Below are 19,579 nucleotides of genomic sequence, written 5' to 3'. Positions count from 1 at the left end.
GGAAGCACTTCCTACAGCACAGAACAAGCTGGCGAGGAGGATGCAGACGCGTCGCATCAATCGAAACTGGCCAGTAATCTGTCGATATCCGCCTGATCCATTGCGGCACCCGGAAGCTGCGGACCGTTCAACAAAGACACACCTTTCGGCTTGGAAGACAGTTCGACCTCGACGGTCGATTGCGGATGCCCGAACGTGCTGCTGATACGCGCGATCGTGCTTTCGATCGTCTTCAACGTCGCAACGACTTTCGTGATCCGCTGACCGGTGATGTCCTGGAAGCTGCAGGCTTCGTAGATCCGGCCGGTCGCCATCTGCAGATCTGCCCCTGCCTCGCCTTCCAGCCCGGCACCGAGCATATCGAGCGTCTCGCAGACCTCCAGGATTGACTCGGTGGCAGCTGCGGTATGCGCGACGATCGCGTCGAGCTCGTCCGTGGCACACGGAATGTGGCTGATCATGATGTCATCCACATGTAAGGCCGCGATCTCCTCACGCGCGGTAGCCACTGCCATGCCAAGCGTGTTGATTTCGTGCAGCAACGCCGCCTCGCGCGGGCCCATGTCGCCACTCATCGTGGACAGGACCGACATCACGATCTCTGCAACGGCGACGGATTCAGGGTCGGTATAGGCCGCTTTCCGCTCGGCCAGCCTGTCTGCCAGATTTGTCGAACCCATCTTGAGCCCTTCGCACGGGATCGTCGTTGCAGCGGCGGTGTTGATCCGCTGCCGCTGGATGTCTTTCCTATCCATGTTGACCGACCACCTGGGGAGCATCCGCATTCTCCTTGAGACGCTTGCGCGCCAGCATCTGCGTCGCCTGCCGGGCACGCTCCGGCAACATTGCCGCCAGCACCCCGGCTTCCTTGCGATCGTCCATGCGATCCAGAACTTCGAGCAGCACGTCCATATCGAGCACGTTGAAGATAGCGGCCGCATCGTCCGGCTTCATCGCCTCGTAGGTCTTCACCAAACCGGTCCAATTCGCATTGGCGCGCACCTTGCGCTGTTGTTCGGTTTGCTCGAGCCGCATCTGCAACGCCCCGAGCTGATCGAGCCGCGCCTGGAGTTTCTGCTCCGCCGCAGCCAGCAGTTCCGCCCGCTCGTCGAGGGCTGCCGAGCGCTTGTCCAGCGCCTCGCGGCGGCGCTTCAGATCGGCCAGGGCATTCGTTTCGTCCACGGCAGTCGGTGCGGTGGCAGCAGCGGAAACCTTGGCGCCCACGATCTTCGGAGCGGGATTTTGCGATAGCGGTGAGGCCAGCGCCGCCGGGGACGGCTTGGCTTCTGTCGCCGCCCTCGCCAAGGTCCCAGCGCGCTCTGTAAGCGCCACGAACATGACGGCGATGGTGGCGGGAAGCAGCGCACGCTGCCAGGACAGACGCGCCATGATCAACGCACTGCCCGAAGAGCCAGCAGCAGATCCTTTTCCGCCTGGCTGCGTGGCTTTGCTTCCGCCTCGGCTGCGCCCAAGGTGCTGGACAGGCTGAAGGACGGTTTTGGAGACAGACTATCCGTCGACGATCTCGCTTCCGCCGATGAAATCCGCTTGCTCGAGGTCAGACCGGCTTCTACCTGGTCGGCCATCTTTTCCGCCCGAGAGATCAGGAACTGCAAATCCGATTCCAGGCGCCGCGCCTGATCGATGTGACGCGCGATGTCCCGCCCCGTCGATTGCGCGGCAGCTTGCAGTTTCTCAATGCCGTTCTCGGCCTGCGCCGTGCTGTCGTTGAAGTTCTGAACCAGCTTCTCCAGGGATGCCCGATCCCGTCGGAGCACACCAAGTGCCCGCTCCAGCCTGAACGCCACCAGCATGGTCGCGAGCAGCATCACCATCAGCAGGACATCGACGGACAATTCCGTATTGTTCAACAAGAAGCCCATGTCAGCCTCGTTTCGAGCCGAGCGGTTCGTTGGGATGGGAAGGGTGACCCGTAACCTGATCGATCCGGACTGCGACGCGATTCTTCCGTCGTCCGACCCGCCCCTCGAACAGCACGACTTGGCCACATTTGAGTTGCACCGGCGCCTCGGGGCCCTGCCGGAGAATGAACTGGCTTCCTGGCTTCAGGTCCAGCACGTCCGATAAACGCATGTGCTGTTCATCAAGAACCACGTCGAGATCGATATCTGTGTTCCACAGCTCTTCAGCTAGGTGAGTCTCCCAGATGGCATCGCGGCCAAACTTCTCACCCATGAATTGCTGCAAAAGCAGCTCACGTACCGGCTCCAGTGTGGCGTAGGGCAGCACCAGATCCATCCGGCCGCCGCGATCCTCCATGTCCACATGCATGCGTGCGAGCACCGCCGCGTTCGACAACCGGGAAATCGCGGCGAAACGCGGATTCACCTCGAGCCGCTCGAAGCGGAACGTGATCGCGCAGAGTGGGTCAAAGCTGGTCGACAGATCCGCCAGCACGACACGAATGAGGCGTTCCACCAACGTACGCTCGATGGTCGTATACGGGCGCCCTTCGATCCGCATGGCCGCCGTGCCACGGCGGCCGCCAAGCAGAACATCGACGATCGAGTAGATCATTGCCGAGTCGATGACCATCAACCCGTAATTTTCCCACTCCTCCGCTTTGAAAACCGCGAACATCGCCGGTAGAGGAACCGAGTCGAGATAATCGCCGAAACGGAGCGATACAACGTTGTCGATCGACACTTCGACGTTGTCGTTGGTGAAATTACGCAGGCTGGTCGACATGATCCGCACTAGGCGATCGAAGACGATCTCCAGCATCGGCAGGCGTTCATAAGAGATCAGCCCGGAACTGATGATCCGCCTCATGCCGTCGCTGTCGACGTCATCCGATTGTCCCTGCTCGAAACCGAGCAGGCTGTCGATTTCGGCCTGATTCAGAATACGGGTCGAATCCGGCGCGACTTCCACTCCGGCCGGCGCGGCCTCTTCCTCAAGGGACGAGGCCCAGGCGGAGGCGAGATCCTCGTCGCTGTCGGTATCCGCGCCACTCATTGCACGAGCAACTGCGTAAACAGGAGGTCGGAGACCTGCACCGGCGCCAGCCGGGCATCCACACGGTTCATCAGGGCCTCGCGCAGCCTGTAGGTTCCCTCGCCGCCACGCAACTCCTCCGGACGCATCTCGCGGAGATAGGTCTGAAAAATATCGACCAGTTCGGGTTCAGCCGCGGTGATGGCGGCGACATCCGCAGCATGATCCACCTGCAATTTGACATGCAGTTTCACGAAGCTGGCCCGGCGGCCACCTGTGTCAAGGTTCGAGATCATGTCCGGCAGATCCACCAGGACCGGCTTTTCCGCGACGGCCTTCGCCTTGGCGGAATGGCCGCCATGGCCGATCAGACCGCCGAACCAGGCACCGGCACCGCCGCCACCGATGAGCAGCACCGCGGCGGCTGTGATGATGAGGCGCTTCTTGCCGCCCCCACCACTGCCAGCCTCATCCTTGTGTTCCGCTTCGCTCATCGATCCCACTCCGGCAGCAGCCCTTCTGGCTCCCGAACGAAGTGTGCACCGATGATCGTTAAGGCCCTCTTAAGAGCGGAAATGATTCGGCGTTAAGGGTTTGTTCAGCCCTCCACGCGACAATGACTCTCGTTACCGAGGGTCCGTGATGGAAAACACCACCTATATCGCCCTGTCCCGGATGGACGCCCAGCAACGCGCCATGGAAGTCGTCGCGAACAATATCGCCAACGCGAACACCGACGGCTTCAAAGCACAGCGCGTCTTGTTCAGCGACTTCCTGTCGCGTCAAAACGGCACCCTGCCATCGCATGGCGGCACCCCATACGCCTACACGCAGGATCGCGCGACCTATCTGGACCAGCGCGAAGGTACGATCTTACCCACCGGAAATCCGCTCGACGTGGCTTTGTCGGGCGATGGTTATTTCACGGTTTCTACCCCGCAAGGCACGAGACTGACGCGCGCCGGACGGTTCTCCCTCGGCCAAGACGGCGTTCTGTCCGACCCCGCCGGAAACGCGGTACTCGACACAGGCGGTCAGCCGATCCGACTTTCGCCGTCGGACACGCAGATCCGAATCGCCGGTGACGGCACCATTTCCACGGAGAACGGCCAAGTCGGCCAGATCGCCGTGGTCACAGCGGACACGCCGGCCGATGTCAGGCCCATCGGCGGTTCTCTTTATGCAACCAGCAGCGGCACCACGCCGGTGGCGCAGCCGAAAATCACCCAAGGAGCGACGGAAGGCAGCAACGTCCAGAGCATCGCCGAACTGACAACCATGCTGCAAACACAGCGGGAATTCGAATTCTCGTCTCAGTTCGTCGAGGCCGAAGCACAGCGTCGTCAGAACGCGATCGACAAGCTCGGCCAGACCCTGTCCTCCTGATCACGCCTCGCACGAGACATCGAGAAAGAAGCCATGCGCGCACTCGACATAGCCGGCACGGGCATGCAGGCCCAGCAAACCAACGTCGAAACCATCTCCAACAATATTGCCAACATGACCACCACTGGCTTCAAGCGGCGGCGCGCGGAGTTCCAGGATCTGATGTACCAGGACCTGCGCAGGGTCGGCTCCAACAGCTCGGATAGCGGAACTGTGGTTCCGTCTGGCGCACAGCTCGGCCTCGGCGTCAAAACCGCGGCGATCTACCGCATCAACGAACAGGGCAACCTGACACAGACCAGCAACACGCTGGACATGGCCATCCAAGGCAATGGCTACTTCCAGGTGACGATGCCCTCGGGCGACACGGCCTACACCCGCGACGGCACTTTCGCCCTCGCCGCGGACGGCACCATCGTCACCGCAGACGGCTACGCAGTGGCACCGGGCATTACCGTTCCGACCAATGCCGAGAACGTGTCGATCAACGCTTCTGGCCAGGTACAGGTGACACTGGCGGGGCAAACCGCCGCACAGACGGTAGGTCAGATCCAGCTGGCCGTATTTCCCAACGAAACCGGCCTGGATGCGAAAGGCGACAACCTCCTGACGCAGACGGCTGCATCCGGCGCCCCTACCACAGGCACTCCGGGAGCCGCCGGATTCGGCAGCGTGATGCAAGGCTTCGTCGAAAGCTCGAACGTCAACGTGGTGACGGAGATTACTGACCTGATCACCGCGCAGCGTGCCTATGAGATGAACAGCAAGGTGATCACCGCATCTGACGACATGATGCAGACCCTGACCAACCTCAAATGAAGCAGCGAAACCTTTCAGCCGCCATGATGGCGGTAATGGCGATGTTGTCCAACGTTCCGCTCACGGAGGCTGCAACGCTCCGGTCGGCGGCGACGCCACACGGGGCATCGGTCAAGTTGTCGGACCTTTTCTCCGGCCTGTTGCCCGGTCAGGACTGCGATATCGGCCCGTCGCCGACGCCGGGTCAGCGCCAGATCGTGCCTGCATCACAGGTCCAGGCCATCGCGTCGCAATTCGGCGTGCAGTTGCCCGATGGCACCACCATCCACGCCATTTCGATCCAACGCCCGGCACGAACGGTGCAGCGCGAAGAAATCGTTGCGGCGCTGAAACCTGCCCTGGCGGAGGCGGGGATGCCGCCGGACACCGATATAAGCCTGGGTGTCTTCGCTTCCATCGATCTTCCTGCAGACAACACGACGCCCCCGGCAGTCGCAGGGCTGAACTACGACCCCCAAAACGGCCGCTTTTCGGCCAGTCTTCAGTTCATGTCTTTGGACGAGGACACAAGAACGATCCGGGTAACCGGTCGCGCCGAGCAGATGATGCAATCGCTCGTTCTGCAGCACGCGCTCCCCGCCGGCTCTGTCGTGACCGCGTCGGACGTTGCCCCCGCCCGAGTTCGAAAGGCCGCCTTCCGTGGAACGCCGATCTCCGATATCGCGGAAATCGCCGGTCTGGTCACGCGCCAACCCATGCCAGCCGGTGCGTCATTGATGCAGGACGAGTTCCTGCGACCGATGCTCGTGACGCGCGGGCGACCGGTCGTGCTGCGTCTGTCCAGTGGCGGCCTGGCGCTCACCGCGGCCGGAACAGCATTGGAAGGCGGGGGCACCGGCGACCGAATTCATGTCATGAACAGTGCCACACGGGCGATCCTGATCGGAACGGTTGTCGCTGTGTCGGACGTCGCCATCGATCCCGGCACGGCCCCGGTCTTCTCCAACCAGCCCGGTCTGGGTGCTGGACAATTGCCGCGAATCGCCTCGAACACGTCGGTATCCGACTTGCCGCAACCGCCCACCCCCGCGCAGGAGGCGCGCTGATCGTGAACGCACGGCGACTGGTTCTCCTTCTGGTCTTATCGCCCGGGTTGGCAGGCTGCGGCTCGCTCTCACGCCTGTCCGATCTGGGGCGACCACCCAGTATGACGGCGATCTCCGATCCCACACAGGCGCGAGACTACCGCCCGGTCACGATGCCGACGCCGCCGCTTCAGCCCGCACCAGCAGAAATTGCCAGTTTGTGGCGCCCCGGCAGCCGGGCATTCTTCCGCGATCAGCGCGCGGCCCAGGTGGGCGACCTGATCACAGTGCTGGTCGATATCACCGACAACGCCGATTTCGAGAACAACAGCACCGGATCGCGCACCGGAACGGAGTCGATGGGCATCCCCAATCTGTTCGGCCTGAAGCAGAGGATCGTCCAGTCCGCCCTGGGCGCCGCATCATTGTCTACGAACAGCACCAACAGCAATGTCGCGACCGGAACGATCAAGCGGGCCGAAACCATGACCTTGCGCCTTGCCGGCACCATCACCCAGGTGCTTCCCAACGGCAATTTCGTCGTCAACGCCCGTCAGGAAGTTCGCGTCAACAGCGAGCTTCGCATCCTGGACGTCAATGGGATCGTCAGGCCGCAAGACATCACCGCCGACAACACGATCACCCATGACCGCATGGCGGAAGCACGGATTTCCTATGGCGGTCGCGGCCAGATGACCGATCTGCAGACCCCACGCTACGGTCAGCAGCTCATGGACATTCTTCTGCCGTTCTGATCAGACATATGCCCGGCTGAGTGATCCCTGCACCATTGGGCTCAGTCGTCGCGATGGACTTTCTCCATACGCTCGTGGCGCTCCTGCGCCTCGATCGACAAGGTCGCGATCGGCCGGGCTTCCAGACGCTTCAGACCGATCGGTTCGCCGGTTTCCTCGCAGAAACCGTAAGTTCCACTCTCGATACGCAGCAGTGCCTGACCGATCTTGGAGATCAGCTTGCGGGCCCGGTCTCGCGTGCGAAGCTCGAGCGCACGATCGGTCTCGACGCTTGCCCGATCGGTGATATCGGCTTCGTGAATGCCGCCCTCTGACAAGCTGGCCAACGTACCGTCCGCTTCCTTGAGCAGTTCCGCGCGCCATCTCAGCAGGCGCTGGCGGAAATACTCCACATGGAGCGGATTCATGAACTCCTCTTCGTCGGTGGGACGATAGTCCGGGGGCAGAGTGATCATGAGCGCCTTTCCTGGGGCAGCGTGCACCGCCATGGAGGAATGGCCGGGCTTATAGCGAGGGCCAAGCGACACGCCAAGCGCGAAGTCTGTTTGTCATCCGCCTGTCAAACGGCATCCCGGCCCTGCTTCCGGCGAGCCAACTCGATCCGGGCGCGCAACCGGATCGACGACACCACACCGGCCAGAACCGGATCGACATCTCCCGGCCCGATACGGCTCAGCGCCTCCAGCCGTTCGAGCGACCCCGAATCGCTTCCGTCCAGGAGCGCGCGCTGGAGCCCTGTCAATTCCTCCAGGAGAGCCCGACCATGGCGGCGCGCCTCCTCATCGGCCTGCTCGCGAGAGCCGCTCTCCTGAAGCGTCAGCATCATCGCGCTGCTGATTGCCCCGGCTGCCCCGGATTTTCCGACGCTCACCGATGCCCCCGGGGAGGCGGTCTGGTCCAGCACGGCGAAGCCGGAAGAACCGGGCCTCTGCACGGGCGAGGCCGCAACCGCCGCGATCGGCCCCGACCGCACGACGGTCACCACGAGGGCACCCCGAAAAAAAATGGGTCGAATGGGAGATTCTTGATCGCGCGTTCAGACATTCTTTGCCCTTTCCCGTCACACTGTAGACCGAAATCCTTGACGACCCTTGAAGGGCACGATGCGAGCGCCGCTTTTTCTCCTCCTTTTCGCACTTTCCGTTCTGCTCCCCGTCCGGGAGTCGATCGCGGAATCGGTGCGGATCAAGGATATCGCCGATGTGGAGGGAATCAGAAGCAACCAGCTCATCGGCTACGGGCTGGTGGTCGGGTTGAACGGCAGCGGCGACCGGCTGAACAACTCCGTCTTCACCCGAGAAACGCTGATCAGCATGCTCGAGCGTCTCGGGGTCAACATCCGCGATCAGGAAACCAAGCTACAGACGCGCGATATTGCCGCGGTCATGGTCACTGCCGAACTTCCGGCCTTTTCCCATAATGGAAGCCATATCGACGTCACGGTCTCCGCTGCCGGCGACGCCACAGACCTTTCTGGCGGGACCCTGCTGGTCACGCCCCTGATGGCTGCGGACGGCGACGTTTATGCGGTGGCGCAGGGCCAGCTCGTCAGCAGCGCGTTCAGCGCCAAGGGCGCCGCAGCCTCCATCACCCGCAATATCCCCACCAGTGCGCATATCGCCAACGGCGCCATCGTCGAGAAGGAGGTGCCGGTTTCGCTCGGCGCACAGAACGTACTGCATCTGTCGCTGCGCAACCCGGATCTCACCACGGCCGAACGGATGGCCAGCGTGATCAACGCCAATCTCGGCGACATGGCCTCGGTCGAAGACCCTCGCACGGTCGCCTTGTCCCTGCATGGCGGCGACGTCATGGGAACGCTCGGTCGGATCGAGGACCTCCTGATCCAGCCCGACACCCGAGCGACCGTCGTGGTGGACGAAGCGAGCGGCACCATCGTCATGGGCGATAACGTACGCATCAGCACGGTGGCGATCGCGCAGGGCAATCTCACCGTGCAGGTCAGCGAAACACCGGTCGCCTCCCAGCCGGGCCCGTTCTCGAACGGTCAGACCGCCGTGCTTCCGCGCACCTCCATCAAGGTGGATACGGGCGCCGGTAAGCGTCTCGGCATTCTTCCAGCTGGCCCGAGCCTTCGCGATCTGGTCGGGGGCTTGAATGCGTTGGGCGTCGGACCGCGCGACATGATCAGCATCCTGCAAACCATCAAGGCTGCGGGAGCATTGCAAGCGGATCTGGTGGTACGATGAAACTTTCAGCCATCCCCGCCTCCCAGCCGGGCGCATCCGCGACCGCCGATCAGGCCGCACCCATCGATCAGAAGACGATGAAGGCCGCGCAGGACTTCGAGGCCATGGCGATCGGTCAGTTGCTGGAACCGATGTTCGCGACGGTGGACACGTCGAAAAGCATGTTCGGTGGGGGCGAGGGCGAGCAAAGCTTCAAACCGATGCTGGTGACCGAGATGGCGAAACAGGTCGAGCAGCATGGCGGCCTTGGGCTTGCCGACGACATCTACAAACAGATGCTTAGGATGCAGGAAAGCCGAAAATGAATGCATCCCGACGCGACGCCGCCAGGCGTCTATGCGCGCTCCTGGAGCAGGAAAACGCATTTCTGGCCGATCAACATTATGCTGGCATCGAACGGCTTCTCGCAGGGAAACAGGCTGCGCTCCAGGCGCTCGAGGCCAGCAGAACGATCGCCGACGAACCGGACACGGATGAAGACAAGGAACTGGCACATACGCTGTGCCTTCTGGCTGACCAGAACAAGGATGCTCTCGCGCGCGCCCTGCGCGTGCAGGACCGGATTATGGGCATCATGGCCGATGCGGCACGAAAGATGATGGAGACACCGCTGTATGGCGGTGGCGGCCGGCACGCAATGCAGAAAGCCGGGATGGCAGTCGCAATGATCAGGCAGGCATAAAGAAAACCGGACCGGTTCGCACCGGTCCGGCTCTGACGTCACCGTGCGTTTAACGGATCAGTCGGTTTCCGTCTCGTTCGTATGCTCGTCATGCTCCACGGGAGCGCCGGACTCCAACGCCTCCATCTCGGTCACGATCGGATCGGCAATCTTCTTGCGACGCGGCGCGCGGGTCTTCGGCGCGTCGATCCCGGACAGATCGAACACCTCCGACGCGATCTCACGCTTGGCGCGCGGTTTGCGCGTCGCCGTGGTCGCGGTCTTGCGTGCGGTCGTCCGCGCCGTGGTGACCGCTGGCGTCTTGCGCGTTGCCGCAGCGCGGGTCGCGGCCGGTTTCGTCGCACGGGTCGCGCGAGTCGCAGGCTTCGCTGTCGTAGCGGTCTTGCGCGCCGCCGTGCCGGTCGCGCGCTTGGTGGCGGTACGCGCCGTGCTCGTGGTCGCCGTGGTCCGCTTCGCCGCCGTTGCGCGCGTCGTGCGCTTCGGGGCGGCAGCGGCGGTGCGCTTGGTAGCGGCCGTGCTGCGCGCCGGCGTCTTGCGCGTGCTGGTCGCGGCCTTGGCGCGCGTCGCAGGCGCTCGCGTCGTGCGGGTCGCAGTCGTCGTACGGGCAGCTGGCGTCCGCGTCGACGTCGCACGCTTGGTGGTGGCGGCCGTCCGCGTCGCCGGCTTGCGCGTCGCCGTGGCGCGCGTGGTCTTCGCAGGCGCCTTGGTCGCGCGCGTGGTCTTCGCAGCGGTGCTCCGACCGGTCGTCGCCGTGCGCGTCGTCGCGGCGCGTGTGCCGGTGCTGCGGGTGGCCGTGGCGCGGGTCGTCGTCGCACGCGTGGTCTTGGCCGGAGCCTTGGTGGCGCGCGTGGTCTTTGCGGCTACAGTGCGCGAGCCCGACTTCGGACCCGGCTTTGCGCCGGTGCGGGCCGGAGCCTTCGTCGCCGACTTCGCAGCGCCACGCACGGGAGTCTTGGTCGCCTTGGCCGGAGCCTTGGTCACCGTCTTTTTCGCGGTGGCGGCGGTGCGGCCCGTAGCCGTGCGCGTGGTGCGCGTGGCGCTACTGCGCGCAGTGGTCCCCGCCGTGCGGCGTCCGCCGGCGCGAACGGCCATCGCGCGGGTGCGGCGACGGTCTGTCTTCTCGTCGTTACTCATGGGCGTTCCTCTGGTTCACGTAGATCATTAGCCGGGGGATTCGGGACGGTCGCCTGATCCACTCCTCGGGGAGCAATTCCGAAATCCGGGCCGCGCCGATTCGCGTCGATACGGCGTACGCCTGACACGCTCATCCTCACTCGATCAGCCAATGTCAACCAAAAGCAACCGTTACGATAAAGTTCCGTGACGCAACACAGCGAAAACAACGTCGCAGAACTTGCCCGAACCGTATCGCATACTCGTCATGCCGCGTCAGCGATGATCGCCAACGGGAAGGATGCTATGCGAGTGCCGAACAGTCCCGGTTCGGGCGCGAACGCCCGCGAAGCGCGACACGGAGAAGCGAACATGAAGATCGGCGGCGAGTCCTTCCGCAGCGTTTGGGTCGACACCGAAGACGGTTACGCCGTCCACATCTTCGATCAGACCAGGCTGCCCTGGTCGCTCGACATCCTGCGTCTCGAAACACCCGAGCAGGTGGCGGAAGCGATCGTCACCATGCAGGTGCGCGGCGCGCCGCTGATCGGCGCCGTCGCAGCATACGGCCTTGCCCTCGCGCTACGCATCGACAACAGCACGGACGCGATGGAGCGCGATGCGGCGATGCTGGCGGAAACGCGTCCTACCGCCATCAATCTGCGCTGGGCGATCGAGCGCATGCTCACGCGCCTGCGCAACACCGTCCCCGCCGATCGCGTCCGCGTCGCCTACGAGGAAGCCGCCGCCATCTGCGACGAGGATGTCGCGCAGAACGAGGCGATCGGCCGTCACGGTCTCGCCCTCATCCAACAGATCGCCGACGCCAAGCGTGTGCGCGGCGATGACGCGCCGGTGCGCATCCTCACCCATTGCAACGCCGGATGGATCGCCACCGTGGACTGGGGAACGGCGCTGGCGCCGATCTACATGGCGCACGATCAGGGAATCGCCCTGCAGGTCTGGGTCGACGAAACGCGCCCACGAAATCAGGGCGCGGCCCTCACCGCCTGGGAACTCGGCAGTCACGGCGTCGACCACACGGTTGTCTCGGACAATGCCGGCGGCCACCTCATGCAGCACGGCAAGGTCGACATGGTCATCGTCGGCACCGACCGCGTCACGCGCAACGGCGACGTCGCCAACAAGATCGGCACTTATCTCAAGGCGCTCGCCGCGCACGACAACGACGTGCCGTTCTACGTCGCCCTCCCCTCCACCACGATCGACTGGACCGTCGGCGACGGGGTGCGGGAGATCCCGATCGAAGAGCGCTCTGCCCGTGAAGTCACGCATATCGTCGGCCGTGATTCCGACGGAAAGGTCGCTGCCATACAGATCACGCCGGACGGCACCGGCGCCGCCAACCCGGCCTTCGACGTTACTCCGGCGCGCCTCGTCACCGGACTTCTCACCGAGCGCGGCGTCTGCGACGCATCGCAACAGGGGCTTCTGACGTTGTTCCCCGAACGGAACACCGGCAAAACGGACTGAGAAACGGAATGGGCATGGCGATGGTGAGAATGTCGGCGCGTCTGGCAGCGGGTGGAATGGTTCTGGGCCTGCTCGCGGCCTGCGCCGACGAGCCGACGCCGAAACCCACCCCCGCACCGGTGCAGACCCCCGTGGCGCAATATCGCACCACGCAGGGTCCGGCCGGGCCGGACGATCACGTGCCCGATTTCGCCACGCGCGGTTTCGCACCATTCGCGCGGCAGAACGCCGTCGCCATCGCGCTGCGCGAATGGCGCTTGTTCGGTCAGCCCGTGGATGACGACGATCCGGAACAGCGCCCGGACGCCTCCACCACCGCGGTGAAGCCGGAACGCCTGCCCGGACTCTGGGAACGCGTCGGCGAATATTGGTGGATCGGTCAGGATCCTTACGAGAGCGAGGTCGCCTGGACCGGCAAGCACGACGCCAACGGTGCGCCGTTCGATTACGTGCATGACGGACGCTTCGCCTGGTCGGCCGCGTTCATTTCCTATGTCATGCGGATCGCCGGAGCCAGCGAGCGTTTTCCGTACTCGCCCAACCATTCCACCTATATCAATGCAGCCGTCTCCGGCACCGCCGCCGCCCTGCGCGCTCAGGACCCGGCCAACTACGCGCCGCAGGTCGGCGACCTGATCTGCGCCGGGCGCGGCCATGCGCGTTCGCTACGCTACGCCAACCTGCCGACAAGCAACGGCTTCCCCGCCCATTGCGGCATCGTCGTCGCGCGCACAGCGAACGGCATCAACATCATCGGCGGCAATGTCGACGATGCGGTGGCGCTCACCCATGTTCCCGTCGGCCCCACAGGGCTGCTCACAGGGCCGGACGGAAGGTCGCTCGACAGCCGCTATGCGTGGCTGGTCGTGCTCCAGGTTCTCTATGACGCCAACGCGGAATCCCCGGCGCAGGACTGAACCCGCGCCGGACCGGGATCAGCCCTGGCGCCAGGGCAGACCCGACATCTTCCACCCGGCCACCTGGCCGCGATGCCCATACGAATCCGGTGGACCCTCGAATCCGTCGGCGACGTTGAACACGCTGCCATAGCCGTTCTGCTGCGCCCGCTCCGCCGCATACAGGCTGCGTGCGCCGCTGCGGCAGATGAAGAACACCGGCTGCTCCGGCGTCACACCGGCCTCCCGCAACTGCTCCAGGAACGCCCCGTTCGGCGCACCGGTCGGAAAGGACTGCCACTGCACCAGATGCACGCGACGGCCCAGCGGAGACAGATCGGGCACACCGACATAGGCCCACTCCGCGTCCGTCCGAACATCGACCAATTGCGCGTCCGCGCGTTCCGTCAGAATGCGCCAGACATCCGCAGGCGCCACATCCTCGACCATGCCAACCATCCCTGCTTTCCTGTTCGACCCGTTTGGAGGTGAACCGCGATGCCCAGAACCATAGAAGCGACAGCAGCCGATCGCGAGACGGGCTGGCGCGAAACCTCCGCCGATCTCGACGCGGCGATCGGCGGCACCCCGCTCATCCTGCTGCGCGGCCCGTCAGAACTCACAGGCTGCCGCATCTACGGCAAGGCCGAGTTCATGAATCCCGGCGGTTCGGTCAAGGATCGCGCCGCAGCCGCCATCATCGACGCGGCGGAACGGGACGGCACGCTCAAGCCTGGCGGCACCATCGTCGAGGGCACCGCCGGCAATACCGGCATCGGCCTCACGCTGGTCGGCAATGCACGCGGCTACAAGAGCGTGATCGTCATGCCGGAAACGCAGAGCCGCGAGAAGATCGATTTCCTGCGCATGATCGGCGCCGATCTGCGTCTGGTGCCGGCCAAGCCGTTCAAGGATCCCGGCAACTACGTGCACGTCTCGCGCCGTCTCGCAGAAGAAACCGGCGCGGTCTGGGCCAACCAGTTCGACAATCTCGCCAACCGCGAAGGCCATCGTCGCACCACCGCCGCCGAACTCTGGCGGCAGACGAACGGCCGGCTCGACGCCTTCACCTGCGCCTGCGGCACCGGCGGCACGCTGGCCGGCGTGGCGCTCGGCCTGCGCGCTCTGGCCGAGCAGGACGGCAAGACTCCGCCGCGCATCGTGCTCGCCGATCCGGATGGCTCCGCGCTCTACAGCTGGGTCAAGACCGGCGAACTCGTGATGGAGGGCAACTCCATCACCGAGGGCATCGGACAGTCGCGCGTGCCGGGCAATCTGGACGGCATCCGCATCGACGACGCCGAGAAGATCCCCGACACCGAAGCGCTGCAGCAGGTGTTCGATCTGCTGATCAAGGAAGGACTGTCGATCGGCGGCTCGGCCGGTATCAACGTCGCGGCGGCGATCCGGGTCGCACGCGCCATGGGCCCCGGCCACACGATCGCGACCATCCTGTGCGACGGCGGCGCGCGCTATCAAAGCAAGCTGTTCAATCCGGACTTCCTGCGCGAACGCAACCTGCCCACACCGCCCTGGCTCGACTGACGCATACCTGAACGACGCCCGGCACAATCACGCCGGGCGTTTTCTCCGCCTCAGCCCTTGCGCAGCCGCCGCCGGATCGGCTGCAACGGCCCCGGCGCCGTTTCCCGGAACAGCACCGCCACGGCCGTCACGCACAGCGCGCCCGACGCCGCCAGCACCAGAAACCCCGCCCGCAGCGAGTGATCCGCGACGAGACCGGCAAGACTGGTGCTGAAGCTCGCCCCGATCCCCATCGCCAGTCCCAGCAGCCCCATGCACAGGTTGAACCGCCCGGTGCCGCGGCTCAGATCCGCCGCCACCAGCGGCATCATAACCCCGAACGCCGCCGAACTCACCGCATCCAGCATCTGCACCGCCACGATCAGAACGGGCGATGGCGACACGGCCAACAGAAGCCCGCGCAAGGGCACCGCGGCGAAGGCCACCATCATCACCGGACGCCGCCCGAAAATCCCCGCCCAGCGACCGATCTTCGGCGACAGATACGCCCCCAGAATCTGCGGCAGCAAGATGCACGCCGCGATCACCAGCTCGGCCAGATGCCCCGCATTGCGCGTTACCTCGCCCGCCGCCAGCGTCAGCATGCCGCCGTTGCCGAGATGGTACAGCACCACGCACACCGCGAACGCCGCCAAACGCCGGTCGCGCAGCAGAGCACGCACGCCGCCCTTCGGCTTGGCCGCGATCATCTCCTCCGAGGACGCGCCCTTGACCGCCTTGTCCCCCTTGTCCCCTTGCGCCGCCGGCTCCGGCACGCGTGCGATCATGCGCAGCGCGATCAGCCCCGGCAGCGCCAGAAGCGCGCCCAGAAAGAAGGTCGCACGCGCCGACACCAGATAGCCCACACCACCCATCAATCCCGCCGCCACGGCGTTGCCGATGGAGCCGAACGACGCGTTGCGCCCGAACCGCTCGCCCAGGGCGGCATGCGCGGGCGCCGCCGCTTCCGCCGCCGCCCGCGCCTCGACGTCCTGCGCGATGGCGATGTTGGCTGGCAGCGCACGCGTGTCCGCGCCGGTCCGCTCCGGCGCCACTTCGCCGGACGCGACCGCACCCGCATCGCCCTCCACCGTCGCGACCATTCCCGCGAGCCCGGCTTCCGCCGCCGCGCGGGCCGTGCTGGCGCGCAGCTCCGCCTCCTGTGCCGCCACGCCCGCCGCCACGACGGACAAGGTGATCGCCGCAATGGCAGGGTTCAGCATGCAGCTGGCGAAGCCATGCAGAATCTCCGCCGCCGTCACCGGCAGGCGATCGGGAAACACCGCCAGCAGCAGACAGGACAGAACGATGGCGATGATCGCCAGCGACGCCGCGGCATGCTTGTTGCGCAGCATGTCGACGGCGGCGCCGGCCGGCACCTGGCTCGCCATCGCCGTCACCGAGCCCACCGTCAGCACAAGCCCGATCTGGCCCTGCGTCCAATGCGCGCTGGTCAGATACACCGCGATGAACGGTCCGAACGCGGTCTGCAGATTGGCGACAAAGAAGTTCAGCCAGTCCAGACCGCGCTGGCTGCGCCGGTCCACAGGCGAGCGGCGCGCCGTCTTCGAGGTGGAAGGGGCCGTCATTCCGGACGGAACGCCGATCAGAACCGTGGTTCCCCGTTTCCATCCCGAGGGGACGCATCCCGGGCGCCACGATGCGCGGCATCCTCATGTGCGGGATCCGCCGTTTCGGCCGGATGCGCCGCCGGTTTCTTGTCCCCTGTCGCACCGTGCGCGTCCGAAGACGGATGCGCCGCTTCCCGGGGCGCCCCGGGCTTCGCAACCGGCGCCGTTCCGTCCTGCTTCGGCGTCGCGCCGCGCGGTTGCGTCGGCTTTGCGGGTTCGGCCGGCGAACCCTGTTGCTGGCCGCCCGGAACGCCCACCCCTGCCGGAGCCGGAGCCGCAGAACCGGACGCGGCCGTGCCGGGGGCAGTTGCGCCAGGGACGGTCGTGACAGGAGCGGACGTTGCAGGCACCGCTTTCGCCGGTCCCCCCGGTGCCGGCACGGCCGATCCGGGGGCACTCGCCCCCGCCCCCTGCGACGCATCCGGTTTCGCGTCCTTGGCCGGCGCCGGCCCGCCGATCGGCTCCGCACCGGTCACCACCTGGGTTTCGCCCGACTCGTCCATCGCCGGCGCGGACCGCACCTGCGCCGCGCTCAGCGCCACGCGCAGCGGATCGTTCTGCCCGGTGCGGGTCAGATCGAACAGGTTCCACGCCACGGCGATGCGCCGGTTGCCGACCCCCAGGAACCCGCCCACGTCCAGCTCTAGCGCCGCGGGCTTGCCGTCGTCGCCGGTCATCACGTCGATGACGCGACCGACCTCGTTGTTCTCCAGGCTGTGCACGCTGCGATCCAGCAGCCCGCCCAGCTTCATCTTCGCCGTCCGCAGATGCGACGGATCGCGTGAGGCGATCGCCGTCTGCGGGGGATGCTGCGCCACGTCCTGATCGATCAGCGCCGTGCGATCGCCTTCCGTCGGATTCGGCGCAACGGACGGCGAGGCAGGCGGCACGCTCGCCACCCCCTGACCGGCCGCCATCGGAGCGGCCGCCCCGGCCGCAGTCGCGGTTGCCGCCGCCGTGGCCTTGTCCGCCGGTTCCTTGCCGTCGGGCGCTTTCTGCTCCGAAGCCTGCTTCCCCGCTCTCGCCTCGGCACCCCGTCCCACGACGTTCTTCCCCGGATCGGCCTTTCCGGCGTTGGCCTTTTCCGGCTTGGCTTTTTCCGGATCGACCTGTCCCGCGTCGGCCGTCGCGGCGCCATTCTTCGCCGCGTCGGGCCGGGTGGTCTGCGTGCCCGCCGCGACGGCCGTGTTCGCCTCGGGCACCTCCGTCCCGCTCTTGGTCTGCGCCCGTGCGGACGCGTCGCCCACGGCGAGCGACAACAACGTCCATCCCAGAACAGCGCCGCAGCGCAGCGTCGAACCCGTCATCCAGCCTCCCGAACCCGGCCTGGTGCATCCCGCCCGGCGAAACGCGCGTTCAGCCACACGGGTTCGGACCGGGAGGCAACAGTGCCACAGCACGACGACGCAGACGATACGCACGCACCGCAACGCAGCCGGATCGCCCTCGTCACCGGCAGCGCGCACGGAATCGGACGAGCGATCGCCGATCGGCTCCTGCAGGACGGATGGACCGTGCACGCTCTCGATCGCGACGCGCAGCAGGCGGCCGCCCGCTTCCACCCGCATCGCCTCGATCTCGCCGACCCGGACGCGATCGAGCGCACCGTCGCCGCGATCGGCGACGCGCACGGCCGGCTCGACGCGCTGGTCAGCAATGCCGGCATCATGATCCGCAAACCGATGCGCGATCTCTCGGTCGCGGAATGGAACACGGTGCTGAACACCAACCTGTCCGCGTTGTTCCTGCTCGCCCGCGCGACACAGCCCTTGCTCGAACGCAGCGACGCAGCCGCCATCGTCGCCATCGCCTCCACACGCGCGCACATGTCGGAACCCGACACCGAAGCCTACGCCGCCAGCAAAGGCGGGATCGTCGCCCTCACCCACGCGCTCGCGATCAGCCTCGGCCCGCGCGTACGTTGCAACTGCATCAGCCCGGGCTGGATCGACGTCGCCGGGGAAACCCTCACGCAGCAGGACCACGCCCAACATCCCGCAGGACGCGTCGGCACGCCGTCGGACGTCGCCGCCATGGCGGCCTGGCTGCTCGGCCCCGAAAGCGGCTTCGTCACCGGCGCAGAGTTCGTGATCGACGGCGGCATGACCCGCAAGATGATCTATACATAAGGACTCCTCCGACACGCCGCGGCGTCCGCGTTCCCCGCGCGGAACGTTGCAACCAATTGCAACGGCCAGTGCACAGCCCGATTGTAACAGGCTATGCTGCGACTGATGGAAACGCTGCCTCACATCCTCATCGTCGACGACGATCGCGAGATCCGAGACCTGCTCGCCCGCTTTCTGGAACGCAACCGGTTCCGTGTCACGGCGGCGCGCGACGGACGCGAAGCGCGCAAGGCCTGGATCAACGGCCACTACCAGCTGGTCGTGCTCGATCTCATGCTACCGGGCGAAAGCGGACTCGATCTGGCGCGCTGGATGCGCTCGCAAGGCAACGTGCCGATCATCATGCTCACCGCCATGGGCGACGAGACCGACCGCATCATCGGACTTGAACTCGGCGCCGACGATTACCTGCCCAAACCGTTCAACCCGCGCGAACTGATGGCCCGCATGCGCGCCGTGATGCGACGCACGGCGGAACGCGACGAACGCAAGACCGACGGCGATGCGCGGCTTCTGCGTTTCGCAGGCTGGGTGCTGGAACCGTTGCGACGCCGCCTGCTGAATCCCGACGGCGTCGAAGTGCCCCTGACCGGCGGCGAATACGAACTCCTGGTCGCCCTGCTGGATCGCGCCAATCGCGTTCTCACGCGCGACATGCTGCTCGATCTGCTGCGCGGCCGTCAGGCCGGACCGTTCGACCGCGCGATCGACGTCGCCATCTCCCGCCTGCGACGCAAGCTGGAAGACGACGGGCGCAACGCGCAGGTGATCAAGACCGTGCGCGGCGGCGGCTACGTGCTGGCAGCCGACGTCGAACGCGTTTGAGGGTGTCCTGACGCTGCTGTCGACCGGCGACGTGCCGAACGCCGAACCCGTCGCGCGCAAACGGCGCCGGCATATCCTGCCGCGCAGTCTCGCCGCACGCACCGCCCTCGTGCTTCTGCTCGGCCTCATCGT

General features: G+C 65.6%; 23 protein-coding genes. 12 read left to right on the top strand and 11 right to left on the bottom strand.

All coding sequences use genetic code 11. The annotated features are described in order from the left end of the window. Positions 1-56: 56 nt before the first annotated feature. The 5 genes from ACZ5BM_RS14730 to ACZ5BM_RS14710 are packed head-to-tail and all read right to left on the bottom strand — an operon-like array spanning position 57 to position 3,452. Complete coding sequence (locus tag ACZ5BM_RS14730; protein WP_498908868.1) at positions 57-755, bottom strand: protein phosphatase CheZ; 699 nt, start codon at positions 753-755, stop codon at positions 57-59. Then, a complete protein-coding gene (locus tag ACZ5BM_RS14725) occupies positions 748-1,389 on the bottom strand; it encodes a MotE family protein (RefSeq protein WP_498908866.1) in 642 nt (213 codons plus the stop codon). Before ACZ5BM_RS14725 ends, ACZ5BM_RS14730 begins: the two co-directional genes overlap by 8 nt. A gap of 2 nt (positions 1,390-1,391) precedes the next feature. After that, entirely contained in the window at positions 1,392-1,835 is a 444-nt protein-coding gene (locus tag ACZ5BM_RS14720; RefSeq protein ID WP_498908865.1) for a DUF6468 domain-containing protein, read from the bottom strand. 49 nt (positions 1,836-1,884) lie between these two features. Next, the gene (gene fliM, locus ACZ5BM_RS14715; protein WP_498908864.1) at positions 1,885-2,979 is read right to left on the bottom strand and encodes a flagellar motor switch protein FliM; all 1,095 of its coding nucleotides are present in this window, start codon (positions 2,977-2,979) and stop codon (positions 1,885-1,887) included. Beyond that, positions 2,976-3,452, bottom strand: coding sequence for a flagellar basal body-associated FliL family protein (locus ACZ5BM_RS14710; protein ID WP_498908862.1), 477 nt, complete (start codon positions 3,450-3,452; stop codon positions 2,976-2,978). Before ACZ5BM_RS14710 ends, fliM begins: the two co-directional genes overlap by 4 nt. Before the next feature lie 148 nt (positions 3,453-3,600). On the opposite strand from ACZ5BM_RS14710, the gene flgF reads away from it, so the two are divergent. The 4 genes from flgF to flgH are packed head-to-tail and all read left to right on the top strand — an operon-like array spanning position 3,601 to position 6,943. Further along, on the top strand, positions 3,601-4,344 hold the full coding sequence (gene flgF / locus ACZ5BM_RS14705; RefSeq protein WP_498908861.1) for a flagellar basal-body rod protein FlgF: 744 nt from the start codon (positions 3,601-3,603) through the stop codon (positions 4,342-4,344). 33 nt (positions 4,345-4,377) lie between these two features. After that, positions 4,378-5,163: a flagellar hook-basal body protein gene (flgG, locus tag ACZ5BM_RS14700; protein ID WP_498908860.1), complete on the top strand. Its 786-nt coding sequence runs from the start codon at positions 4,378-4,380 to the stop codon at positions 5,161-5,163. Then, positions 5,160-6,209, top strand: a complete 1,050-nt coding sequence (gene flgA / locus ACZ5BM_RS14695; protein WP_498908859.1) for a flagellar basal body P-ring formation chaperone FlgA — start codon at positions 5,160-5,162, stop codon at positions 6,207-6,209. The genes flgG and flgA overlap by 4 nt, the downstream gene beginning before the upstream one ends. A 2-nt stretch (positions 6,210-6,211) precedes the next feature. Then, positions 6,212-6,943 (top strand): flagellar basal body L-ring protein FlgH, encoded by a 732-nt coding sequence (gene flgH, locus ACZ5BM_RS14690; protein ID WP_498908858.1) that lies wholly within the window; start codon positions 6,212-6,214, stop codon positions 6,941-6,943. A gap of 41 nt (positions 6,944-6,984) precedes the next feature. Here the strand turns inward: flgH and dksA are convergent, their stop codons facing one another. Continuing rightward, complete coding sequence (gene dksA / locus ACZ5BM_RS14685; RefSeq protein WP_498908857.1) at positions 6,985-7,398, bottom strand: RNA polymerase-binding protein DksA; 414 nt, start codon at positions 7,396-7,398, stop codon at positions 6,985-6,987. Between the two features lie 104 nt (positions 7,399-7,502). Further along, positions 7,503-7,925, bottom strand: a complete 423-nt coding sequence (locus tag ACZ5BM_RS14680) for a flagellar assembly protein FliX (protein ID WP_498908856.1) — start codon at positions 7,923-7,925, stop codon at positions 7,503-7,505. A gap of 121 nt (positions 7,926-8,046) precedes the next feature. Here ACZ5BM_RS14680 and ACZ5BM_RS14675 point away from each other — a divergent pair, with 121 nt between their 5' ends. The 3 genes from ACZ5BM_RS14675 (at position 8,047) to ACZ5BM_RS14665 (ending at position 9,835) form a co-directional block, all read left to right on the top strand. Continuing rightward, positions 8,047-9,153: a flagellar basal body P-ring protein FlgI gene (locus ACZ5BM_RS14675; protein WP_498908855.1), complete on the top strand. Its 1,107-nt coding sequence runs from the start codon at positions 8,047-8,049 to the stop codon at positions 9,151-9,153. A 77-nt stretch (positions 9,154-9,230) separates the two neighbouring features. Further along, positions 9,231-9,458: a rod-binding protein gene (locus ACZ5BM_RS14670; RefSeq protein WP_498908854.1), complete on the top strand. Its 228-nt coding sequence runs from the start codon at positions 9,231-9,233 to the stop codon at positions 9,456-9,458. Further along, positions 9,455-9,835 (top strand): hypothetical protein, encoded by a 381-nt coding sequence (locus tag ACZ5BM_RS14665; protein WP_498908853.1) that lies wholly within the window; start codon positions 9,455-9,457, stop codon positions 9,833-9,835. Before ACZ5BM_RS14670 ends, ACZ5BM_RS14665 begins: the two co-directional genes overlap by 4 nt. Positions 9,836-9,892: 57 nt before the next feature. Here the strand turns inward: ACZ5BM_RS14665 and ACZ5BM_RS14660 are convergent, their stop codons facing one another. After that, on the bottom strand, positions 9,893-10,969 hold the full coding sequence (locus ACZ5BM_RS14660; RefSeq protein WP_498908852.1) for a hypothetical protein: 1,077 nt from the start codon (positions 10,967-10,969) through the stop codon (positions 9,893-9,895). A 351-nt stretch (positions 10,970-11,320) separates the two neighbouring features. On the opposite strand from ACZ5BM_RS14660, the gene mtnA reads away from it, so the two are divergent. Next, on the top strand, positions 11,321-12,442 hold the full coding sequence (gene mtnA / locus ACZ5BM_RS14655) for an S-methyl-5-thioribose-1-phosphate isomerase (RefSeq protein WP_498908851.1): 1,122 nt from the start codon (positions 11,321-11,323) through the stop codon (positions 12,440-12,442). A gap of 20 nt (positions 12,443-12,462) precedes the next feature. Next, complete coding sequence (locus ACZ5BM_RS14650; protein ID WP_498911662.1) at positions 12,463-13,359, top strand: DUF2272 domain-containing protein; 897 nt, start codon at positions 12,463-12,465, stop codon at positions 13,357-13,359. Between the two features lie 18 nt (positions 13,360-13,377). On the opposite strand, the gene ACZ5BM_RS14645 is transcribed toward ACZ5BM_RS14650, so the two are convergent. Beyond that, the gene (locus ACZ5BM_RS14645) at positions 13,378-13,797 is read right to left on the bottom strand and encodes a rhodanese-like domain-containing protein (protein WP_498908850.1); all 420 of its coding nucleotides are present in this window, start codon (positions 13,795-13,797) and stop codon (positions 13,378-13,380) included. Between the two features lie 39 nt (positions 13,798-13,836). Between ACZ5BM_RS14645 and ACZ5BM_RS14640 the strand changes: the two genes are divergently transcribed. Next, positions 13,837-14,883, top strand: a complete 1,047-nt coding sequence (locus tag ACZ5BM_RS14640) for a cysteine synthase A (protein ID WP_498908848.1) — start codon at positions 13,837-13,839, stop codon at positions 14,881-14,883. Positions 14,884-14,933: 50 nt separating this feature from the next. Here ACZ5BM_RS14640 and ACZ5BM_RS14635 read toward each other — a convergent pair whose 3' ends face one another. Together ACZ5BM_RS14635 and ACZ5BM_RS14630 are read right to left on the bottom strand one after the other, a co-directional pair. Continuing rightward, positions 14,934-16,451: an MFS transporter gene (locus ACZ5BM_RS14635; protein WP_498908847.1), complete on the bottom strand. Its 1,518-nt coding sequence runs from the start codon at positions 16,449-16,451 to the stop codon at positions 14,934-14,936. A gap of 17 nt (positions 16,452-16,468) precedes the next feature. Next, entirely contained in the window at positions 16,469-17,800 is a 1,332-nt protein-coding gene (locus ACZ5BM_RS14630) for a PRC-barrel domain-containing protein (RefSeq protein WP_498908846.1), read from the bottom strand. Positions 17,801-17,881: 81 nt separating this feature from the next. Here ACZ5BM_RS14630 and ACZ5BM_RS14625 point away from each other — a divergent pair, with 81 nt between their 5' ends. Together ACZ5BM_RS14625 and ACZ5BM_RS14620 are read left to right on the top strand one after the other, a co-directional pair. Further along, entirely contained in the window at positions 17,882-18,622 is a 741-nt protein-coding gene (locus ACZ5BM_RS14625) for an SDR family oxidoreductase (protein ID WP_498908845.1), read from the top strand. 105 nt (positions 18,623-18,727) lie between these two features. Next, a complete protein-coding gene (locus ACZ5BM_RS14620; RefSeq protein WP_498911660.1) occupies positions 18,728-19,447 on the top strand; it encodes a response regulator in 720 nt (239 codons plus the stop codon). Positions 19,448-19,579 lie beyond the last annotated feature (132 nt).

The sequence above is a fragment of the Lichenicola sp. GTC18331 genome, from assembly GCF_055386855.1.
Note: the sequence above shows the minus strand (reverse complement) of the source record. Positions and strands in the feature narration are given on the sequence as shown.